The sequence below is a fragment of the Streptomyces sp. NPDC030183 genome (assembly GCF_055573455.1).
The window spans coordinates 24,022-41,531 of the sequence record NZ_JBVIBK010000018.1; the positions used below are offsets into that span (position 1 = coordinate 24,022).

Sequence of the window (17,510 nt, forward strand, 5' to 3'; positions counted from 1 at the left end):
GGGGCTCGAACGCTCGGATGCTTCAGTCGACGTGCCACAGGAAGCGGTGGGTGTGGATGGCGAAGTAGGGGAAGTTCTCCACGGACGCGACACCCTCGACGGGCCGCACGACGTCGTTGACGAAGTCCAGGAGGTCGCGGGGCTGGGAGCACACCACCTCGACGAACAGGTCGAAGCCACCGGCCGTGAGGACCGTGTACACGACTTCGTCGTGGCGGGACAGCTCGTCGGCGACCGCCCGGGGGTCACCGTCGACGCGCAGGCCGAGCAGTGCCATCGTCTGCTGTCCCAGGGTCATCGGGTCGGTCACTCCGACGACCTGCACCGCCCTGGTGTCGATGAGCCGCTGAAGCCGCAGCCTCGCCGCCGAGGGCGAGAGGCCCACCTTCGGCCCCAGCTCGGCATAGGGGATCCGCCCGTCCACCTGCAGCTCCCGCAGGATGGCCCGGTCGATGTCATCCATGCGCCACCTCTCCCCTGCGCGAACGAGAGCGCCGCGCTTGTTTCGAGCACGATGACGGATATCCGCGATCGATTCAAGTGAGATGGCGACGGAATCGAGCGCAGGGGGGAGGCGCGGCGTGGCCTACGCGGCTGCGCGAACGGGGATGACACACGAAGACCCCCTGCCGCCGGCGAGGGGGTCTTCGTTGTGTTCCGGTCAGGCGTTCCGGAGAGCGGCGAGGACCTCCTTGGCCGTGGTGACGCTGGACTGCGGGTTCTGGCCGGTGATCAGGTTGCCGTCGGCGACGACGGTGTCGGACCACGGCGCGCCGGTCTTGACGTCGGCGCCCCGCTCCGCGAGACGGGTTTCGACCAGCCACGGGGAGGCGTCACCGACGCCGCCCTGGTGTTCCTCGTCGTTGGTGAAGCCGGTGACGCTGCGGCCCGCGAACAGGAAGGCGCCGTCCGCCTTGGTGGCGCTGAGCAGCCCGGCCACGCCGTGGCAGAGCGCCGCGATGACGAGCCCCTGCTCGTCGGCGTCGGCGAGCAGTCGGCCCAGTGCCGGGTTGTCGGCCAGGTCGGTCATCGGGGCATGGCCGCCGGGGAGGTAGAGCGCGTCGTAGTCGGCGGCCTTGACCGTGCCCAGGTCGAGCGGTGCGTCGAGGTCGGCGGCGATGGAGTCCAGGTAGGCGCGGAACGCGGCTCCCTCGGCCGCCTGCACGCCGCCGCGCTCGTCGAGCGAGATCGCGTCGACGGTCGGGCGGACGCCGCCCGGGGTGGCGATGTCCACCTGGTGGCCGGCGTCCACGAGGACCTTGTGGGAGGCCGCGACCTCCTCGGCCCAGAAGCCGGTGGGGTGGGGCGTTCCGTCGGCCAGGGTGAGGGTGTCGGCGGCCGAGATGATCATCAGGATCTTCGCCATGGCGGGATCGCTCCTTCTCTTCGGGGGCTCTTCGGGACTCTTCCGGGGCTCTTCCGGGGCTCCTCGGAACTCTTCGGGGGACGACACCCACCTTCCCCAGAAATCTGTTCACTGTCACCAGCGATCCATAAGGGAACTTATGTAACGTGGGTTGCGTGACAGACCTCGATCTGCTGGCGAGTTTCCTGGAGATCTACCGCCGGGGTTCGCTGACCGCCGCCGCCACTGCTCTGGGTGTCTCGCAGCCCACGGTGAGCGGGCAACTCGCCCGGCTCGAGAAGGAACTGGGGCATGTGCTGTTCGAGCGTTCCCGGCGCGGCGCGGTGCCCACGGCGCGTGCGCACGAGCTCGCCCGGAGGATCGCCTCGCCCATGGACCAGCTGCGCAACGTCCTGGCGGAGGACGCCGACGAGCAGTCCGGCGAGGGCACGGTCCGGCTGGCCGCGGCGGGCGAGTTCACCGCGGCCCGGCTGATCCCGGCGCTGGCCCCGCTGACCCGTGGCGGTCTGCGGCTGCGGATCGTGCTGGGGCTCGCGGAGCCGCTGCTCGCCGCCCTCGCCGAAGGGGATCTGGATCTGGTGGTGTCCTCGGTGCGGCCGTCGGCGCGACTGCGCGGACTGGCGGCCATGCCGTTCGTGGACGAGGAGTTCGTCCTCGTGGGGACACCGGCCGCGGCCCGCTCGCTCGACCACGAGTGGCTGGCCGAGGATCCGGGGTCGGCCCTCGCCCACCTGCCTCTGGTGGCGTACGGCGAGGAACTGCCCATCATCCGCCGGTACTGGCAGAGCGAGTTCGGCCGTCGGCCGCCGAATCCGGTGTCCGTGGTGGTGCCCGACCTGCGGGCGGTGCTGGCCGCCGTGGTGGCCGACGCGGGGATCTCGGTACTGCCCCGCTACCTGGCCGATCCCGCCCTGGGGGCCGGCAGCCTGGAACTGCTGCACCACACCCAGGTCCCACCACTGAACACCCTCTACCTGGTCACCCCGTCCGGGCCCCCGACGCCCCCGGCAGCCCTGGTCCAGCGCCATCTGCTGGACCACGCCGCGACCTGGGGGCCCCTCTGACCCCACCGGACCTGGCTCAACAGGCCGACGAACTGCCCCCGCCGCCCGATCGCTCTTGAGGGGGGCAGCCGTTCGCTACGCGCATGTCGGCCCGGGTATGGAGGCGCTGTCGTCCGTCAGGATGCGGTCGAGGGTTCGGCGGCCCGTCCGGCTCATCACGGGATTGGTCGTGACGTAGTACCAGACCAGCCCCATCGCCTGCACGAAAGCCCATGCCTTGCCTCGCTCCCATTCCAGTTCGTCGCTGCCGAGGTGGTCACGGAGGACCTTCCGCGGCCCGGTCTCCAGCAGGTGCCAGGCACTCACCAGGTCAAGCGACGGGTCGGCCGGTCCGAAGCCGCCGACGTCGAGCACGCCGGTGAGCCGGCCGGCGGACACGAGTACGTTGCCCGGGATCAGATCGCAATGGGACATGGTGTCCTCGGCCCCGCCTCGCGGCAGTTCACGCAGAGTCGCCCAGAGGCAGCGCATGCGGGGGACATCCAGAAGTCGCTCGCTGTGCCGGAAGCAGGTCTCCATCCACGTGTCGTGGGACCGCAGGTCGCCGCCTCGGCCCGGGCCGGCGAACGTGCGGCCACGTGTGTCGATCGCCCGCAGGTCGCCGATCAGATCGGCCAGGTCACGGGCGAACGCGGGCGATTCGCCGGGGTCCTCGTCGTCGGCGACGACGCCGGGCAGCCATGTCTGCACCGACCACGGGAGCGGGTAACCCGCCCCCGGTTCACCGAGCGCGACCGGCTCGGGCGTGGGGAACCGCGTCCGGCCTGCCAGCTCCCGAGCCGCTTCCGCTTCGGACTCCAGCCGGCGCCGCGTCGTCTCCGCGTCCCCGGGCTCCAGCGGAAACCGGGCCGCGAGCCGATCGCCGATACGGAAGACGGCGTTGACCGTGCCCTGCGCCGCGATGCTCCTCACCGGCAGGCCCCGCCACTCGGGGAACTGCCGCTCCACCAGCACGCGCACCGTCTCGGGCGACACCGTCAGCTGGTTGGCGTGCATCTTCATGGTGGAAGCATTCGCGTCACGATCCACCCCCGCAACCCATTTCCGTCCCGCGCGGTCGGTGTCGCCGCTTGTCAGCCGAGGCCGGTGAGGAAGGTGGCGACTTCATCGGCGAACTGCTCCGGGGCGTCCTGGTGGACGACGTGACCGGCGGGCAGTTCGACCAGGCGGACACGGCCGGAGCGGGGGCGGGCTGCCATGTCCTTGGCGTGGGCGGCCGCGAGTTCGTCGCTGCGCGTTCCACGGATCAGCAGCGTGGGGCAGGACACCGACGTCCAGTCGCGCCAGTGATCGCCGGTGAGGGCCTTCTGGGAGGCCACGGTGTCGGCGGTGTCGAAGGAGAACCCCCAGCCCCGGTCCGTCCGCCGGAAGGAACACTCCAGATAGGGGGCCGTCGTGCCGAGCGCCGCGACCAGTGCCTCCCGGGACGGCGCCACGCCGGGGAGCCGTGTGGTGAACGACCAGTCGCAGTCCACCACCGCGCCGATGTCCTCGACGATCAGCGCGCTGACCTTGTCCGGGTGCCGGGCGGCGAACTGGTAGGCGTTCACTCCGCCCAGGGAGTGGCCCAGCACCGCCACCGGGCCGACTCCGAGATGCCGGTGGAAGGCAGCCACGTCGGCCACGTAGTCGTCCCGCTCGTAACCGGGGGCGCGGTCGGACTCTCCGTGCCCGCGCTGATCCAGCGCGATCACTCTCCACCGCGGAGCCAGTGCGGCGGCCAACGGCGCGAACGCCGACGCTTCGTTGTAATGCCCGTGCAGAGCGAGCAGCGGGACTCCCGGGCCGCCGAAGTCGAGGTACGACAACTGCCGCCCGCCCACAGTGAAGAAACCACGCCAGGAACGCATGGTGCGGATCGTAGGAGACGCGGGACCACCGAGACGTGACCGGGGAACCGGAGCGGTGACTGTTTCGCTCCGGTTCGAGAGGGATGGGGGGTCAGGGTGCGATCTCGAAGTGGGGTGGGCGGAGAGCTGCCAGGCAGTGGGTGTTCACGGGCTGGTCGGATCCACTCGGAGCAGCCCGCCCCCGCGACAGCCGGCCCGCGGTGCCCTCCCGGTGGATCACGGCGGCCGGGGAAGCGCGCGGCCCCGGCCCGCCCGCCGTACGGCAGGGGGAAGCGCGCGGCCCCGGCCCGCCCGCCCTACGGCAGGGGCGGCACGCTTCGGGGGTGACGCCCGCCCGGAGCGGAGCCTGCCTCCTCGCTTCGGGCGGTCCGGGGGCGCGCGGGCCGTGCGATGTGGCACGATCGGCTCGCATGTCGTCTCTCTCACCACAGCCCTCAACGGCCTTACGTCGTCTCCTGGTTGTTCTTCTCGTCGTGTTCGTGACCGCGGGTGCCACGACGGCCGGGACCGGCGCCGAGCCCGGGAGCGGGACCGGGCGCCCGGCGACCCCAGATCGTCCGCGCTACGACGTGACCTTGCGCGGTGACTCCGACGGCTCCCACTGGCGGGGCCGGCAGCGGGTGTCGTTCCGCAACGCCGCCGAGCGGCCCTTGCGTGAGGTGTACGTGCGGCTGTGGGGGAACGGGGTCGACGGGTGCGGCAAGCCGGGCAGACCGTCACCTGTCGCCGTGACCAAGGTGCGCGGCGGCACGCCGGGCCGGCTCACGGTGGACTGCACGGCACTGCGCATCACCCTGCCGAAACCGCTGACACGCGGGAAGCGGGCGAGCATCGCCTTCGACGTGTCCCTCACGGTGCCGCGGCGCAACGACCAGTTCGGCCGTGAGGGCGCGTTCCGGTTCCTGGGCAACGCCCTGCCCGTGCTGGCCGTGCACGACGCCAAGGGGTGGCACCTCGACCCTCATGTGCCGATCGGCGAGAGCTACTACAGCCTGGCCGGCGACTTCCAGGTCCGCATCGACCACCCGTCCGCCCTCAAGGTACCCGCGACCGGCCGCACTTGGACCGAGGCAGGGAAACCCGGACGCACCGTCACGCACAGCGCCGCGCACCGGGTGCGGGACTTCGCGTGGGCGTCCGGCCCGTTCCGCGCGGCGACGGCGACCTCCCCCGGGGGCGTGCGCGTCAAGTCGTACTGGGCTCCGAACACGCCCGCCGCGGGGGTCCGTCTGACCCGCGAGGAGGGCGTCCGCGCCGTCGACCGGTTCGGCGAGGAGTTCGGCCGCTATCCCTACGGCGAGATCGACCTCGTGATGACCAAGGAGTTCGGCGGCGGAATGGAGTACCCCGGCCTGGTCCTCCTCGGCACCGAGAAGGAGGGCAGCGCCGTCGTCCACGAGGTGGCGCACCAGTGGTGGTACGGCATCGTCGGCAACGACGAGTACGGGGCGCCCTGGCTCGACGAGAGCTTCGCCCAGTACGCCAACGCGCACTTCTACGGGTGGGACACCCGCGGGTGCTGGTCCGACATCGAATGGCCGGACGCCCGCAGCGCGCTCACCGACTCGATGGCCCGCTGGGCCGAGCAGCGCGGTCACTACCATCTCGTCTACTCGGCCGGTTCCTGCGCGCTCGCGGACCTGGAACGCACCCTCGGGGCCGAGGCCATGGCGCGGCTCCTCAAGCGGTACGCCCACGACCACTGGTACGGCGTCTCCACCACCGCCGCGTTCAAGAAGGCCGCGCAGTCGGCCACCGGCAAGAACCTCGGGCCCTTCTGGAAGCAGCACCGCATCCGCTGACAGCGGCGATCCGGCGCGGCGGCCGTGGCAGGCTGCCGCACCGGATCGGGGATGGCCGCCCGCGGCGCGGCAGCCCGTGGTGTCAGGAGGGGTAGCAGTCGCGCACCGGGTTCGTCTCGCTGTAGATGGCGGTGTCCTTCATCCAGCCGTACGCGCCGTTGTCGGCGACGGTCCTGAGCCAGCGCGTCGGGTGCGGCCCACCCACCCATGCCTGGTCGTCCAGCTTGCAGTAGAACCAACTCGGGTTGGAGAACATGTAGCCGACGACCTGATCGGGGTTGGGGTACAGGCGGCTGTTGCCGATCGACCCGTACACCGGCGCGCCGGAGACGTTCTCGCACCAGTACCTGTTGCCGTCGGCGTGCTGCCAGCAGCCGGAGGCGGCGGAGGCGGACGGCGACGCGAGGGTCGTGCCGATCGCCGCGGCCAGACCGGCGGTGGCGAGAAGCGATCGAAATCGCATGCGAGCGTTCCTTCCTTGTCAGGACATGGGCATGCGCGCGCGGGGAGTCCAGCTGCCGGACCGTTCAACTGGTGGATGCGCCACGGATGCCGGGTGTGCCCTTTCACTTCGGTCCAGTCCCGCACCGAAGCCTGCCGCCCCTCGGGGAGCCTTCGCGCCCCCTTTCGGCCAGGGCCGAAAAGCCGTGGTGCGGGCCGTCCGCGACCGGGGCCGCGGCCGCACCGATCATGGTCCGCGACTGCACCGATCATGCGCACTTTCCTCACCGCTGGTCTCCTGACAAACGGGGTCCCGTGTACGACCCTGGGAGGACCGCTCCGCCGGCCGGACTGACCACCGGGCGAGCTGTGCGGTCTCGGCTGTTGATCGAGGGGGAAGACGGTATGAAGACACGCCTGCTCTCCGGCGTGAACCGTGTGCCGGACAGGAGCGAAGACCTCCGCGCGGCCGGAATCGGAGACGACCGCCCGCCCGAGTGACCGCCGCGTCCGGGCCGACCGCTGCCGGACGACAACACCGGCCGGGGCATCCGCGCCCCGGAGTCCGCACACGCGGTCCGTCGTCACCGCCCGCCAGGCGCGCGGTGACGCCGCTGTCCGCGCCGCCCGTTCCGTGCCGCGACGGGCGGCCCGCGTCATCGAGGACACACCACAGGCCCGTCCGTGTGTCCCGACGCCGACCGACACACGGGGGAAGACACAGTGCTGCGTATCCACTTCACCGAAAGGGACCTGGCCCGGGTTCATCTGGCCCGGGAGCCCGACCCGGTCTGGGAGACCCTGCTGGGCCTGAACCAGTTGACCGCGCCACGCAGAGGACTGCCGGTCTTCGCCGCCTGGCGGCGCGACGCCCGCGCCCGGCTGGCCGAGGGCCGGCTGGCGGCCCCGGTACGGATGCTCTCCACCCTGGCGCCCGCCTCGGCGGGCTACTGGCCCGACTTCCTGACCCCGGGCGCCTCGGCCGACGGGCTGGAGGCCGCGCTGGAGGCGCTGCGGGAGACGCCCAAGCCACAACTGCGCCAGGAGATGGACCGGTTGGCCACGACACATCCACTGCCGAGCTGGGCACACCGTCTCGCCGGGGGCGAGTCCCACCGTATGGAGGAGGTCGCGACCGCGTTCCGTCTGGTGCACCGCACGATCATCACGCCCGACTGGACCGGGGCGGCCGGCACCACGGAGGCCGACCGGGCCCTGCGCACACGGGTCCTGCGCGATCGGGGCGTGGAGGGGCTGCTGGAGTCCTTCCGCCCGCTGATGGACTGGCGGCCGCCCGTCCTGCACGTGCGCTACCCGGAGAACCGGGATCTCCACCTCAACGGGCGCGGTCTGCGGCTGATCCCCTCCCACTTCTGCTGGCGGACCCCCATCGCCCTGGCCGACCCGTCCCTGCCGCAAGTGCTGGCCTACCCCGTCACCCATCCCCCGGCCTGGGCGCCGCCCGTCACCCGCGACCGCCGCCCCGAGGCCCTGGCCACCCTGCTCGGGCGGACCCGCGCCCGAGTGCTCGCCGCCCTGGACACCACCGCGACCACGGGAGAGGTCGCGCGGCGTCTCGGCATCTCGGCGCCCTCGGCGAGCGAACACCTCACCGCCCTGCGGGAGGTCAGCCTCGTGCACAGCCGGCGCACCGGCTCCCAGGTCGTGCACTCCCTCACTCCGCTGGGCACCGCGCTGCTCCGCGGGGAACTCCCGCCGCACCACCTGGCAGCGTGACAGGGGCGGCGGGGGCGGCTCGTTCCGTACTCCTCCGCCGAGGACATCGAGCGGCGGGGGACCCCCACCTTCGGTGGACGCCATGGGCGGTACTGTGACCGGACCGACGGCGAGGTGGGTGGTGGGTATGGAGTGGCGGGAGTACGCCGAGCAGATGGCCTTGCTCGCGCGGAATCTGCTGGCCCAGGACTCGGTCCAGGCGACGCTGGACGAGATCGCGGCGTCGGCGGTGAAGCTGGTCGACGGCTGTGACGAGGCCGGGATCCTCGCCGTGCGCAAGGGCCGGGCCGTGACCCTGGCTGCCTGCGGGGACGTGGTGCGGGAGTGCGACCGGCTGCAGGGCGAGCTGGGCGAGGGGCCGTGCTTCGACCTCGCCCGCAGGAAGGACGGCGAACGCCTCTACCGGATGGCGGACCTGACCCGGCCCGAGCCCGCCTGGGAGCGCTTCGCGGCCCACGCCCGCGACCTGGGCATCGGCAGCATGACCGGCGTACTGCTCTACACCAGCGACGAGGACTTCGGCGCCCTGAACCTGTACGCCCGCAAGCCCGGCGCCTTCGGCCGGGACATCGAGACCGCCGGGTGGATGCTGGCCTCGCACGCCGCCGTCGCCCTGGCCGACGCCCGCACCATCGACCAGCTCGAGGACGCCCTGGAGACACGGCACGCCATCGGTGAGGCCATGGGCATCCTCATGGAGCGCCACCGGCTGAGCGAGGACGAGGCGTTCGGCGTACTGCGCCGCATCTCCCAGCACCACAACATCAAACTCCGCGACGTCGCCCAACGAGTACGCACCGAACGCACCAAGCCGGACGCCGGGGCGCGTCGAGCGGGTGGCCAGGCCCTCCCGTAGGCGCAGGAGCCGCACGGGGCGTGGTGCGGGGCCCGGGCGAAGGTCTCCGCGGGTGCGGGCCTGTGGTGCCGGTCGTCACGGATCGGCTGGCCGACGCGCACGCGGTTGCCGCCCGGGTCGGTCATCAGGAACTGCCGCACGCCGTATGGGGCGTCCCTCGGGGCCCCGACGCGGGGCAGCCCGCGCGTCGGGACCCTTCCGTACGTCGCCCTGAGACCGGCCCGAAAGGCCCGGTGCGGGGCGTCGACGTTGTCGGTCCGGACGTAGCACGTGGTGTACGAGGTGTGCTGCCGGGCGGCGTCAGCGGGTGGCGAGGAGGTCCAGCGTGTCGATCACTCGGTTGGAGAAGCCCCACTCGTTGTCGTACCACGCGACCACCTTGATGTGGCGGCCGTCGACCCGGGTGAGGGCCGAGTCGAAGATCGACGAGGCGGGGTTGCCCGTGATGTCGGACGACACGAGCGGGTCCTCCGAGTACTCCAGGACGCCGGCGAGCGGGCCCTGCGCCGCCGCGCGGTACGCCGCGAGCACCTCGTCGCGCGTCACCTCGCGGGCGACGGTCGTGTTGAGCTCGACGATCGAACCCACCGGCACCGGTACGCGGATCGAGTCGCCCGACAGCTTGCCGTCGAGGTTCGGCAGCACCAGGCCGATCGCCTTGGCGGCGCCGGTCGTGGTCGGCACGATGTTGACGCCGGCGGCCCGGGCACGACGGGCGTCGCGGTGCGGGCCGTCCTGCAGGTTCTGCTCCTGCGTGTAGGCGTGCACCGTCGTCATGAACCCGTGCTCGATACCGGCGAGTTCGTCGAGGACCGCGGCCAGCGGCGCGAGCGCGTTGGTGGTGCAGGAGGCGTTCGAGACGATCGTGTGCAGGTCCGGGTCGTAGGCGTCGGTGTTGACCCCGAACGCGAGGGTGACGTCGGCGCCGTCCGAGGGAGCGCTGACGAGCACCTTCTTCGCGCCCGCGTCGAGGTGGGCGCGGGCGGCCTTCGCCGCGGTGAAGCGGCCGGTGGCCTCCAGGACGATGTCGACGCCGAGTTCGGCCCACGGCAGGTGCGCCGGTTCACGCTCGGCCAGCACCGTGATCCGGCGGCCGTCGACGACGAGGACGTTCCCGTCGACGGTCACCGGGCGCCCGAGCCTGCCGGCCGTGCTGTCGTAGGCGAGCAGCCGAGCGAGGGTGGCAGGCTCGGTCAGGTCGTTGACGGCGACGACCTCCAGGGCGCTGTCGCGCTCCAGCAGCGCGCGCAGCACATTCCGTCCGATGCGGCCGAATCCGTTGATGGCGATGCGAGTCATGAGTGGTGTCCCTTCCCTTCGCCACCAGGCTCGCCCGCGGCGGACGGCACTGACAGTGGCGGTATCGCCATGGTTCAAAAGGATCCCGCCAAGCAGCCCCGGGGCCGGGTCGCGTCCCGCGCCGGGTGGATTGGCCGGGTCGGTGGGTCGGTGGCGCGCCGGCGGGTCACTCGCCCCGGGTGAAGGTGCGCCGGTACTCGCTCGGGGTGGTGCCGAGGATGTGCTGGAAGTGCAGGCGCAGGTTCGCTCCGGTGCCGAGCCCGACGTCGGCGGCGATCTGTTCGACGCTGCGCTGCGAGCGTTCGAGCAGTTCGCGGGCGAGGTCGATACGGGCGCGCATCACCCACTGCATCGGCGTGTAGCCGGTCTCCTCGACGAAACGCCGGGAGAACGTGCGCGGCGAGACGCCCGCCTGGCGGGCCAGTGTGTCGAGGGTGAGGGGTTCGCCGAGCCGGTGCAGCGCCCACTCCCGGGTGGCGGCGAACCGCTCGCCGAGCGGCTCGGGGACACTGCGCGGCACGTACTGGGCCTGGCCGCCGCTGCGGTAGGGGGCCGCGACCAGGCGGCGGGCCGCGTGGTTGGACGCGGCCACGCCGAGGTCGCCGCGCAGGATGTGCAGGCACAGGTCGATGCCGGAGGCGGCGCCCGCCGAGGTGAGCACGCTGCCCTCGTCGACGAACAGCACGTTCTCGTCGACCCGGACAAGGGGGTGCCTTGCCTTGAGTGCCCGTGTGTAGTGCCAGTGCGTGGTGGCGCGCTTCCCGTCGAGCAGACCCGTGGTGGCGAGCGCGAAGGCGCCCGTCGAGATGGCGGCGAGCCGCGCGCCCCTCTCATGGGCGGCGATCAGCGCGTCCACGACGGCTCGCGGCGGGTCGTCCCGGTCGGGGAACCGGTAGCCGGGGACGAAGACGATGTCGGCCCACGCCAAGGCGTCGAGGCCGTGGCCGACGTGGTACGCGAGGCCGTCGCCGCCGGTCACCAGCCCAGGTGCCGCCCCGCACACCCGCACCTCGTACGGCATGCTCGCGCGAGTCGTGAAGACCTGGGCGGGGATTCCGACATCGAGCGGCTTGGCACCTTCGAGGACAAGGACGGCGACACGATGCAGGCGGAAGGCTGACACGGGACGAGGGTACGCGGGGTGGCCCGGGCCCTCCTCAGGTCGTGGGACGCGCGGCGCGGTGGGTGTACCGACCTCACCACGGGGCGTACGACTGCCCGCCCGGTGGTGGCCGGGCGGGCGGGCTCGGGGGGTCAGCCGCCCTGCATCGGATAGGTCGAGATGACCTGCCCCTTGGTGTTCGCCTTGAGGTAGCCGCTGCCGTACTCGTTGGAGAGGTAGACACTCATGGTCGGTTCCTTGTCGAAGACTCCGGGCGGGGTGATGACGAGGTAGCGACTCGTGGGGTCGTCGACGCCGAGGGTCTTCTCGGCCTTGCGGAGCAGCCCCGGTACCGCGTCCCACGCGAAGTCGTCCAGGTCGGCGGGGCCGTCCCCGCTGGTGATGGTGCCGCCGGGGCCGTCCTTCACGGCCACGTCGCCGCCGCGGTAGCTGAAGCTGTCGTACAGCTTCTCCTTGCCCTTCACGGGTGCCTCGGCCAGCGCGTACTCGGGGTAGACGACGTAGCGGGTGACCTTCGAACCGCCCATCACCGCCTTGAACTTGGCGGCGGTGGTCCGCAGGCCGTCCTCGGTGAGCAGGTCACCGGCCTTCGCCGAGCCGCCGTCGTCCGCCGTGTCGGACTTCTCGTCGTCCTTGGCGCCGTCCGCCGACGCCGTGGCACCGGATCCCTTGTCCGTGGCGGTGGGCACCCCCGACGCTCCCCGGTCCTTCGTGCCACTGCCGGAGTCGGGCAGCAGCGTCCACACCAGGACGCCCGTCAGGGCGGTCGCGGCGACGGAGGTCACGACGGTGAGGACGGGGCGTCGGCGCCTGGGGTGTCCGCCCGTGACCTTCGTGCCGGGCGGGGGGACGACACCGAGGTCGGCAACGGCCGCGCCGCCCGGGTTCGTCGGGCTCCACGGCGGGGCACCACCGGCGGTCGGGTGTGCTCCCGCGCCGGACGTCCCGGTCCCGGGGGCCGGTCGGGACGACCCCGTTCCGGACGCCCCCGGTCCGGACGGCGGTTCGATCCGGTAGGACGTGGCGGAGGTGTCCCCGGGCGGCGGGCCGAACGACGGGGGCGGGCCGAAGCCGGGGGGCGGGCCGAACGACCGGACGGCGTCGGCCGGTTCCCCGCCGGCCGCCGGGGGCGCGGCCTGTCCCGCCGCGACCGCGAGCATCCGGTCCACCTCTTCCGCTCCCGGTCGCGCGAGCGGGTCCTTGACGAGCAGGGCCGTCAGTACGCCGGTCAGCGGGCCGGCCTGACGGGGCGGCGGGACGTCCTCACTGAGCACCGCGGCGAGGGTGGCGAGCGTGCTGCCCCGGCGCAGGGGGTGGTGGGCCTCGACGGCCACGTACAGCATCATCGCGAGGGACCACAGGTCGGAGGCCGGTCCGCCCTCCTTGCCGCTGACCCGCTCCGGAGCCATGTAGTCGGGCGAGCCGATGACGGAACCGGTCGCGGTGAGGCTGGTGGCCTCACGGACGGCGGCGATCCCGAAGTCGGTGAGCACGGGGCGCCCGTCGGGGCGCAGCAGGACGTTCGCCGGCTTCACGTCGCGGTGCTCGATGCCGACCGCGTGGGCGGCGCGCAGCGCGTCGAGCACTTCCCGGCCCATGCGGGCCGCCTCGGACGGTTCCAGGCGGCCCTGGTCGAGGCGGTCCTGGAGGGAGCCGCCGGTGAGGAGCTCCATGACGATCCACGGGTAGGTGCCCTCGCCGCCGTCGACGATGTGGTGGATGGTCACGACGTTCGGGTGGTGGACACGGGCCAGCGCCCGTGCCTCCCTCAGTACGCGTTCACGAAGGGTGCGGGCGCCCTCCGGGTCGTACTCGGCGAGGCCAGGGTCGGGCGGGCGGACCTCCTTCACGGCGACCTCGCGGTGCAACGCCAGGTCGCGGGCCCGCCAGACCCATCCCATTCCCCCGCCGCCAAGCCGCCCGACGAGTTCGAAGCGGCCGTCGATCACCCGTCTGCCGGGCTCCGTTGTGCTCATGCGGGGAGCCTAGACGGAGGCGACGACAACAGGGACGGTGAGTCCCGCTTCGTGAGGAATCGGAGATCAACCGCCGGAACCGCCGCTCCCGGCGGCGGCTCAGGCGACAGGGCGGCCGGGCGACGACGTGGTCGTCAGCGCTCCGCCGCGCGACCTGCGGCCGAGGCCCCGAGCAACCGGACACCGCCGCTGTGACGGGCCGGTGGGACCGGGCGGACCTGGACGGTGTCGGCCCGCCGATGCCCCTGCAACCACAGGCTCGTCATCGTCAGCAGCCCGGTGAAGACCACCAGGAAGAGCACGGACAGCCACATGGGCCGGCTCCCGGGATGCTCCCATCCCTCCCAGGCGGCCAGGGCAGCCCAGCCGAAGGCCGCCGCCCCGTAGAAGGCACGGACGCGGCGCAGTTGACGTACGACCCGCGGGGGCATGGGGTGATCACTCTCGGGTGCCATACCGGCCCGTGTACCCCGAACGGCCCACGATTCACAGTGTCTTCGCCGGACTCTCCGACCAGCATGGAAAAGGCCCGAGCGGGCAGACGGTGTCCCCCACGATTTTGGAGGACGCCATGGCCACGACCGAGCAGCCGGCCGAACCGGTGCGGCAGGACACCGCCTCCCGGGCACACCACGACCAGCGCGGCCCGGCGCCCGGTGGCGAAGGACCGGAAGCGGCACACGAGAGAGTCAACCGCCGCTGGAACGAGATACTGCAGGAGACGCGCGTCACGCAGACCGGCGTGCAGATCCTCTTCGGTTTTCTGCTCAGCGTCGCGTTCACCCCGTCGTTCCGGGAGTTGGAGGCGCTGGACCGCGGTATCTACGTCACCACCGTCGTGCTCGGCGCGGCGGCCACCGGCGCGCTGATCGCGCCCGTCTCCCTCCACCGCATCCTGTCCGGTCAGCGGATGAAGGACGATCTGGTGGAGGCGGCCGGGCGCCTGATGATGTGCGGCATGGTCCTCCTCGCGCTGACCATCGGCTGCACCCTGCTGCTCATCCTGCGTTTCGTGGTGCCGGGCCTCCTCGCCGAGATGCTCGTCGGCGGGGTGATGCTGTGGTTCGGCCTGTGCTGGTACGTGCTCCCGCTGGCCTTGCGCCGCCGTGCCTCCCGGCGCTCCCGGACGCGGGACGACGCGTAGCCCTCTTTCACCCCGGGGCCGCCCGCTGTCGGCGGTTCCTCAGGTCTGCGGCTTCGGCGGGAGCGGGAAGAGCATGCAGCTGCTGGTGGCGTGGGCGAGGAGGCGGTCCTTGCCGTCGATGAGCCTCGCCTCGGCCAGCGCGGTCTGACGGCCGCCGTTGAGAACGGTGCCGATGGCGCGGACCCGCCCGGTGTCCACGGTGATACGCCGCAGGAACTTCACCGTCAGGTCCAGGGAGGTGTACGCCATGCCGGCCGGCAGTGTGGACTGCACGGCGCAGCCCGCCGCCGAGTCGAGCAGGGTGGCGAAGACGCCGCCGTGCACACTGCCGATCGGGTTGTAGTGCTCCTCCCCCGGGACCAGCGAGAACACCGCCCGGCCGAACTCCACCTCGTCGAGCGCCATGTCCAGGGTCGCCGAGACGGGCGGGGCGGGCAGTCGGCCCTCCTTGAGGTCGCGCAGGAACTCCAGGCCGGAGACACGGCCCACGGCGGCCGCCGTCAGCTCGGGGTCCTCCCACTCGTACGTACGCGTCCGCCCCACAGTCCCCTGCCTCCCGCTGCCGCCGCGCCATGCCCGGCTGACTTCGTATATCGAAGTCAGCTCGAAGTTAGCCGTCATGTCTTCTGACTGTCAATGACGAAGTCAGGGTCCCTACCATGACGCCCATGGAGTGGCTTGAGGTGAGCGCGGAGAACTGTCCCGTACAACGCACGCTCGACGTGGTCGGTGAGAAGTGGAGCCTGCTGATCCTGCGGGACGCCGTCAACGGCGTACGCCGGTTCGAGGACTTCCGCCGCCACATGGGGGTGTCCGAGGCCGTCCTCAGTGACAGGCTCCGGAAGCTGACGGCCGCCGGCATCCTGACGACCGTCCCCTACCGGGAGCCCGGCAGCCGCGCGCGCAACGAGTACCGGCTCACACCCAAGGGGTGGGATCTGTGGCCGGTGCTGATCGCGCTGCGCCAGTGGGGCGAGACCCATGCCGCCGACCCGGCGGGGCCCGTGCTCGACGTCCGGCACTCCGACTGCGGGGCGCCGGTCCATGTGGTGGTCGAGTGCGCCACCGAGCACACCGCGCTGACGCCGAGGGAGGTCACGGCCCGGCCGGGTCCGGGGGCCCGGCGGCGGGGCGGCGGGGACTGAAGCGGTCGGCGGGACGGCGCTCGGACGCTCGACTCCTCGCCGCCGACGGCCGGGTGCGTGAAGGGGCGCCGCGCGGGCATCCGCTTGTTCGGGCTCGCCCGGCACCCCGTGGCGTTCTGGGCGTCACGGGTCAGTAGGAGGTGTGGCAATGCTCTACGACCCGATATCGGCTCCTTCGGCTTCCGGCGGCGCGACCGACACGGCGGCGCGCAAGCAGCGTCTGCGCCGGCGTCTGGAGCGGCTGATCGGCGTCGCCGCGACCGAAGGCAATGAGCTCGTGCCGCTGCGCAACGGCGACGAGATCTTCCCCGCGATGCTCGGGGCGATCCGCTCGGCACGCCACACCATCGACATGATGACGTTCGTGTACTGGCGGGGTCAGATCGCCCGCGACTTCGCCGCGGCCCTCGCCGAACGGGCCCGCTCCGGCGTGCGAGTGCGGCTGCTCCTCGACGGTTTCGGCGCCAAGGACATCGAGGGGCAACTGCTGGACCTCATGAGCGACGCGGGGGTGCAGGTGGCCTGGTTCCGCAAGCCGGTGTGGCTGTCGCCGTTCAAGCAGAACCACCGCTGCCACCGCAAGGCGCTCGTCGTCGACGAGCACACCGCCTTCACCGGCGGCGTCGGCATAGCGGAGGAGTGGTGCGGCGACGCCCGCACTCCCTCCGAGTGGCGGGACACCCACGTCCAGGTCCGGGGCCCGGCCGTGGACGGGATCGCCGCCGCCTTCGCGCAGAACTGGGCGGAGTGCCACGACGAACTCTTCGACCACCGCGACCGCTTCACCGAACACCCGCAGGTGGGCTCGTCCGTGGTGCAGGTCGTCCGCGGGTCCGCGAGCATCGGCTGGCAGGACATGCAGACCCTCATCCGGATCATGCTCACCTCCGCCGAGGAACGCTTCCGGCTCGCCACCGCCTACTTCGCCCCCGACACCTACTTCATCGACCTGCTGTGCGACACCGCCCGTCGGGGCGTGCGCGTCGAGATCCTGCTGCCCGGCCCCCACACCGACCAGCGCGCCTGTCAGCTCGCAGGCCAGCACCACTACACCCGGCTGCTGCGATCCGGGGTGCACATCCGCCAGTTCCAGCCGACCATGATGCACGCCAAGATCATCACGGTGGACTCGGTCGCCGCCCTCATCGGATCGACCAACTTCAACCGCCGCTCCATGGACCACGACGAGGAGGTCATGCTCGCCGTCCTGGACGAGGAGTTCACCGCCGCGCTCGACCGCGACTACGACGCGGACCTGGAGAACAGCGTGGACATCGACCTCGCGCGATGGAGACGACGGGCCTGGCTCCAACGCGCCAAGGAAGCGGCCGTCACCCCGATCCGCCGCTTCCTGTGAAACGCGCCCGCGGCCCATGCGCAGGCGCAGGCGCAGGCGCAGGCGCAGGCGCAGGCGAGTGAAGCCGCCTATCTGTGCGTCGACGGGGGTGGGGGGCAGGAGATGTTGTCAGCCAATGTGACGTCTCCCGGCAGTCACAGGGCAAGCGCGTTCACGTCCTGGGCGCCGAGCGCGCGCCGGGCGCGCACCGAGCCCCGAGTCATGGACGCGGGCCGCCCCGTTGTTGCGCGCCGCAACGGCCCCGCTCCGCACAGTGCGAGGACCGAGGGGGGCCAACCCCCTCTCGATGCACGACCGCAACGTGTCGAGGCCGTCCCGGTCGAGCGCGATCGGCCGGACAGATCAGTACA

At 72.0% G+C, this 17,510-nt stretch carries 17 protein-coding genes and 1 pseudogene; 7 read left to right on the forward strand and 11 right to left on the reverse strand.

The genetic code is table 11. From position 1 onward, the window contains the following. Positions 1 to 22: 22 nt before the first annotated feature. Positions 23 to 463, reverse strand: coding sequence for an Lrp/AsnC family transcriptional regulator (locus tag ACZ4Z2_RS22105; protein WP_468078346.1), 441 nt, complete (start codon positions 461 to 463; stop codon positions 23 to 25). Between the two features lie 198 nt (positions 464 to 661). Next, positions 662 to 1,366: a type 1 glutamine amidotransferase domain-containing protein gene (locus ACZ4Z2_RS22110; RefSeq protein WP_468078347.1), complete on the reverse strand. Its 705-nt coding sequence runs from the start codon at positions 1,364 to 1,366 to the stop codon at positions 662 to 664. Between the two features lie 155 nt (positions 1,367 to 1,521). Here ACZ4Z2_RS22110 and ACZ4Z2_RS22115 point away from each other — a divergent pair, with 155 nt between their 5' ends. Next, positions 1,522 to 2,430, forward strand: coding sequence for a LysR family transcriptional regulator (locus ACZ4Z2_RS22115; RefSeq protein ID WP_468078348.1), 909 nt, complete (start codon positions 1,522 to 1,524; stop codon positions 2,428 to 2,430). A 75-nt stretch (positions 2,431 to 2,505) separates the two neighbouring features. On the opposite strand, the gene ACZ4Z2_RS22120 is transcribed toward ACZ4Z2_RS22115, so the two are convergent. Both ACZ4Z2_RS22120 and ACZ4Z2_RS22125 read right to left on the reverse strand, forming a co-directional pair. Beyond that, on the reverse strand, positions 2,506 to 3,432 hold the full coding sequence (locus ACZ4Z2_RS22120) for an aminoglycoside phosphotransferase family protein (protein ID WP_468078349.1): 927 nt from the start codon (positions 3,430 to 3,432) through the stop codon (positions 2,506 to 2,508). A 71-nt stretch (positions 3,433 to 3,503) separates the two neighbouring features. Further along, on the reverse strand, positions 3,504 to 4,280 hold the full coding sequence (locus ACZ4Z2_RS22125) for an alpha/beta fold hydrolase (RefSeq protein ID WP_468078350.1): 777 nt from the start codon (positions 4,278 to 4,280) through the stop codon (positions 3,504 to 3,506). 410 nt (positions 4,281 to 4,690) lie between these two features. Between ACZ4Z2_RS22125 and ACZ4Z2_RS22130 the strand changes: the two genes are divergently transcribed. Continuing rightward, entirely contained in the window at positions 4,691 to 6,082 is a 1,392-nt protein-coding gene (locus ACZ4Z2_RS22130) for a M1 family metallopeptidase (protein WP_468078351.1), read from the forward strand. A gap of 82 nt (positions 6,083 to 6,164) precedes the next feature. Here ACZ4Z2_RS22130 and ACZ4Z2_RS22135 read toward each other — a convergent pair whose 3' ends face one another. Further along, a complete protein-coding gene (locus tag ACZ4Z2_RS22135; protein WP_468078352.1) occupies positions 6,165 to 6,545 on the reverse strand; it encodes a hypothetical protein in 381 nt (126 codons plus the stop codon). 701 nt (positions 6,546 to 7,246) lie between these two features. Between ACZ4Z2_RS22135 and ACZ4Z2_RS22140 the strand changes: the two genes are divergently transcribed. Then, entirely contained in the window at positions 7,247 to 8,260 is a 1,014-nt protein-coding gene (locus ACZ4Z2_RS22140) for an ArsR/SmtB family transcription factor (RefSeq protein WP_468078353.1), read from the forward strand. A gap of 127 nt (positions 8,261 to 8,387) precedes the next feature. Then, entirely contained in the window at positions 8,388 to 9,116 is a 729-nt protein-coding gene (locus ACZ4Z2_RS22145; protein ID WP_468078354.1) for a GAF and ANTAR domain-containing protein, read from the forward strand. A gap of 17 nt (positions 9,117 to 9,133) precedes the next feature. Here the strand turns inward: ACZ4Z2_RS22145 and ACZ4Z2_RS22150 are convergent. The 5 genes and pseudogenes from ACZ4Z2_RS22150 to ACZ4Z2_RS22170 all read right to left on the reverse strand — a co-directional run. After that, positions 9,134 to 9,397 (reverse strand): annotated as a pseudogene (locus ACZ4Z2_RS22150) (VOC family protein); the annotation flags it as partial. A 19-nt stretch (positions 9,398 to 9,416) separates the two neighbouring features. Continuing rightward, positions 9,417 to 10,415: a type I glyceraldehyde-3-phosphate dehydrogenase gene (gap, locus tag ACZ4Z2_RS22155; RefSeq protein WP_468078355.1), complete on the reverse strand. Its 999-nt coding sequence runs from the start codon at positions 10,413 to 10,415 to the stop codon at positions 9,417 to 9,419. A 166-nt stretch (positions 10,416 to 10,581) separates the two neighbouring features. Further along, a complete protein-coding gene (locus ACZ4Z2_RS22160; protein WP_468078356.1) occupies positions 10,582 to 11,538 on the reverse strand; it encodes a GlxA family transcriptional regulator in 957 nt (318 codons plus the stop codon). A 131-nt stretch (positions 11,539 to 11,669) separates the two neighbouring features. Next, on the reverse strand, positions 11,670 to 13,514 hold the full coding sequence (locus ACZ4Z2_RS22165; protein ID WP_468078357.1) for a serine/threonine-protein kinase: 1,845 nt from the start codon (positions 13,512 to 13,514) through the stop codon (positions 11,670 to 11,672). 134 nt (positions 13,515 to 13,648) lie between these two features. Then, a complete protein-coding gene (locus ACZ4Z2_RS22170; protein WP_468078358.1) occupies positions 13,649 to 13,969 on the reverse strand; it encodes a hypothetical protein in 321 nt (106 codons plus the stop codon). Positions 13,970 to 14,085: 116 nt separating this feature from the next. On the opposite strand from ACZ4Z2_RS22170, the gene ACZ4Z2_RS22175 reads away from it, so the two are divergent. After that, the gene (locus ACZ4Z2_RS22175; RefSeq protein WP_468078359.1) at positions 14,086 to 14,658 is read left to right on the forward strand and encodes a DUF6328 family protein; all 573 of its coding nucleotides are present in this window, start codon (positions 14,086 to 14,088) and stop codon (positions 14,656 to 14,658) included. A 39-nt stretch (positions 14,659 to 14,697) separates the two neighbouring features. Here ACZ4Z2_RS22175 and ACZ4Z2_RS22180 read toward each other — a convergent pair whose 3' ends face one another. Continuing rightward, complete coding sequence (locus ACZ4Z2_RS22180; RefSeq protein WP_468078360.1) at positions 14,698 to 15,201, reverse strand: PaaI family thioesterase; 504 nt, start codon at positions 15,199 to 15,201, stop codon at positions 14,698 to 14,700. Between the two features lie 125 nt (positions 15,202 to 15,326). Between ACZ4Z2_RS22180 and ACZ4Z2_RS22185 the strand changes: the two genes are divergently transcribed. Together ACZ4Z2_RS22185 and ACZ4Z2_RS22190 are read left to right on the forward strand one after the other, a co-directional pair. Next, entirely contained in the window at positions 15,327 to 15,803 is a 477-nt protein-coding gene (locus ACZ4Z2_RS22185; RefSeq protein ID WP_468078361.1) for a winged helix-turn-helix transcriptional regulator, read from the forward strand. 148 nt (positions 15,804 to 15,951) lie between these two features. Then, positions 15,952 to 17,160, forward strand: a complete 1,209-nt coding sequence (locus ACZ4Z2_RS22190; RefSeq protein WP_468078362.1) for a phospholipase D-like domain-containing protein — start codon at positions 15,952 to 15,954, stop codon at positions 17,158 to 17,160. Positions 17,161 to 17,510: the final 350 nt, after the last annotated feature.

Bases quoted from the DNA above. Each gene is read 5' to 3' on its own strand.
- ACZ4Z2_RS22105 (WP_468078346.1), bottom strand. From the start codon at position 463: ATGGATGACATCGACCGGGCCATCCTGCGGGAGCTGCAGGTGGACGGG.
- ACZ4Z2_RS22110 (WP_468078347.1), bottom strand. From the start codon at position 1,366: ATGGCGAAGATCCTGATGATCATCTCGGCCGCCGACACCCTCACCCTG.
- ACZ4Z2_RS22120 (WP_468078349.1), bottom strand. From the start codon at position 3,432: ATGAAGATGCACGCCAACCAGCTGACGGTGTCGCCCGAGACGGTGCGC.
- ACZ4Z2_RS22125 (WP_468078350.1), bottom strand. From the start codon at position 4,280: ATGCGTTCCTGGCGTGGTTTCTTCACTGTGGGCGGGCGGCAGTTGTCG.
- ACZ4Z2_RS22130 (WP_468078351.1), top strand. From the start codon at position 4,691: ATGTCGTCTCTCTCACCACAGCCCTCAACGGCCTTACGTCGTCTCCTG.
- ACZ4Z2_RS22135 (WP_468078352.1), bottom strand. From the start codon at position 6,545: ATGCGATTTCGATCGCTTCTCGCCACCGCCGGTCTGGCCGCGGCGATC.
- ACZ4Z2_RS22145 (WP_468078354.1), top strand. From the start codon at position 8,388: ATGGAGTGGCGGGAGTACGCCGAGCAGATGGCCTTGCTCGCGCGGAAT.
- gap (WP_468078355.1), bottom strand. From the start codon at position 10,415: ATGACTCGCATCGCCATCAACGGATTCGGCCGCATCGGACGGAATGTG.
- ACZ4Z2_RS22165 (WP_468078357.1), bottom strand. From the start codon at position 13,514: ATGAGCACAACGGAGCCCGGCAGACGGGTGATCGACGGCCGCTTCGAA.
- ACZ4Z2_RS22170 (WP_468078358.1), bottom strand. From the start codon at position 13,969: ATGGCACCCGAGAGTGATCACCCCATGCCCCCGCGGGTCGTACGTCAA.
- ACZ4Z2_RS22175 (WP_468078359.1), top strand. From the start codon at position 14,086: ATGGCCACGACCGAGCAGCCGGCCGAACCGGTGCGGCAGGACACCGCC.
- ACZ4Z2_RS22185 (WP_468078361.1), top strand. From the start codon at position 15,327: ATGGAGTGGCTTGAGGTGAGCGCGGAGAACTGTCCCGTACAACGCACG.
- ACZ4Z2_RS22190 (WP_468078362.1), top strand. From the start codon at position 15,952: ATGCTCTACGACCCGATATCGGCTCCTTCGGCTTCCGGCGGCGCGACC.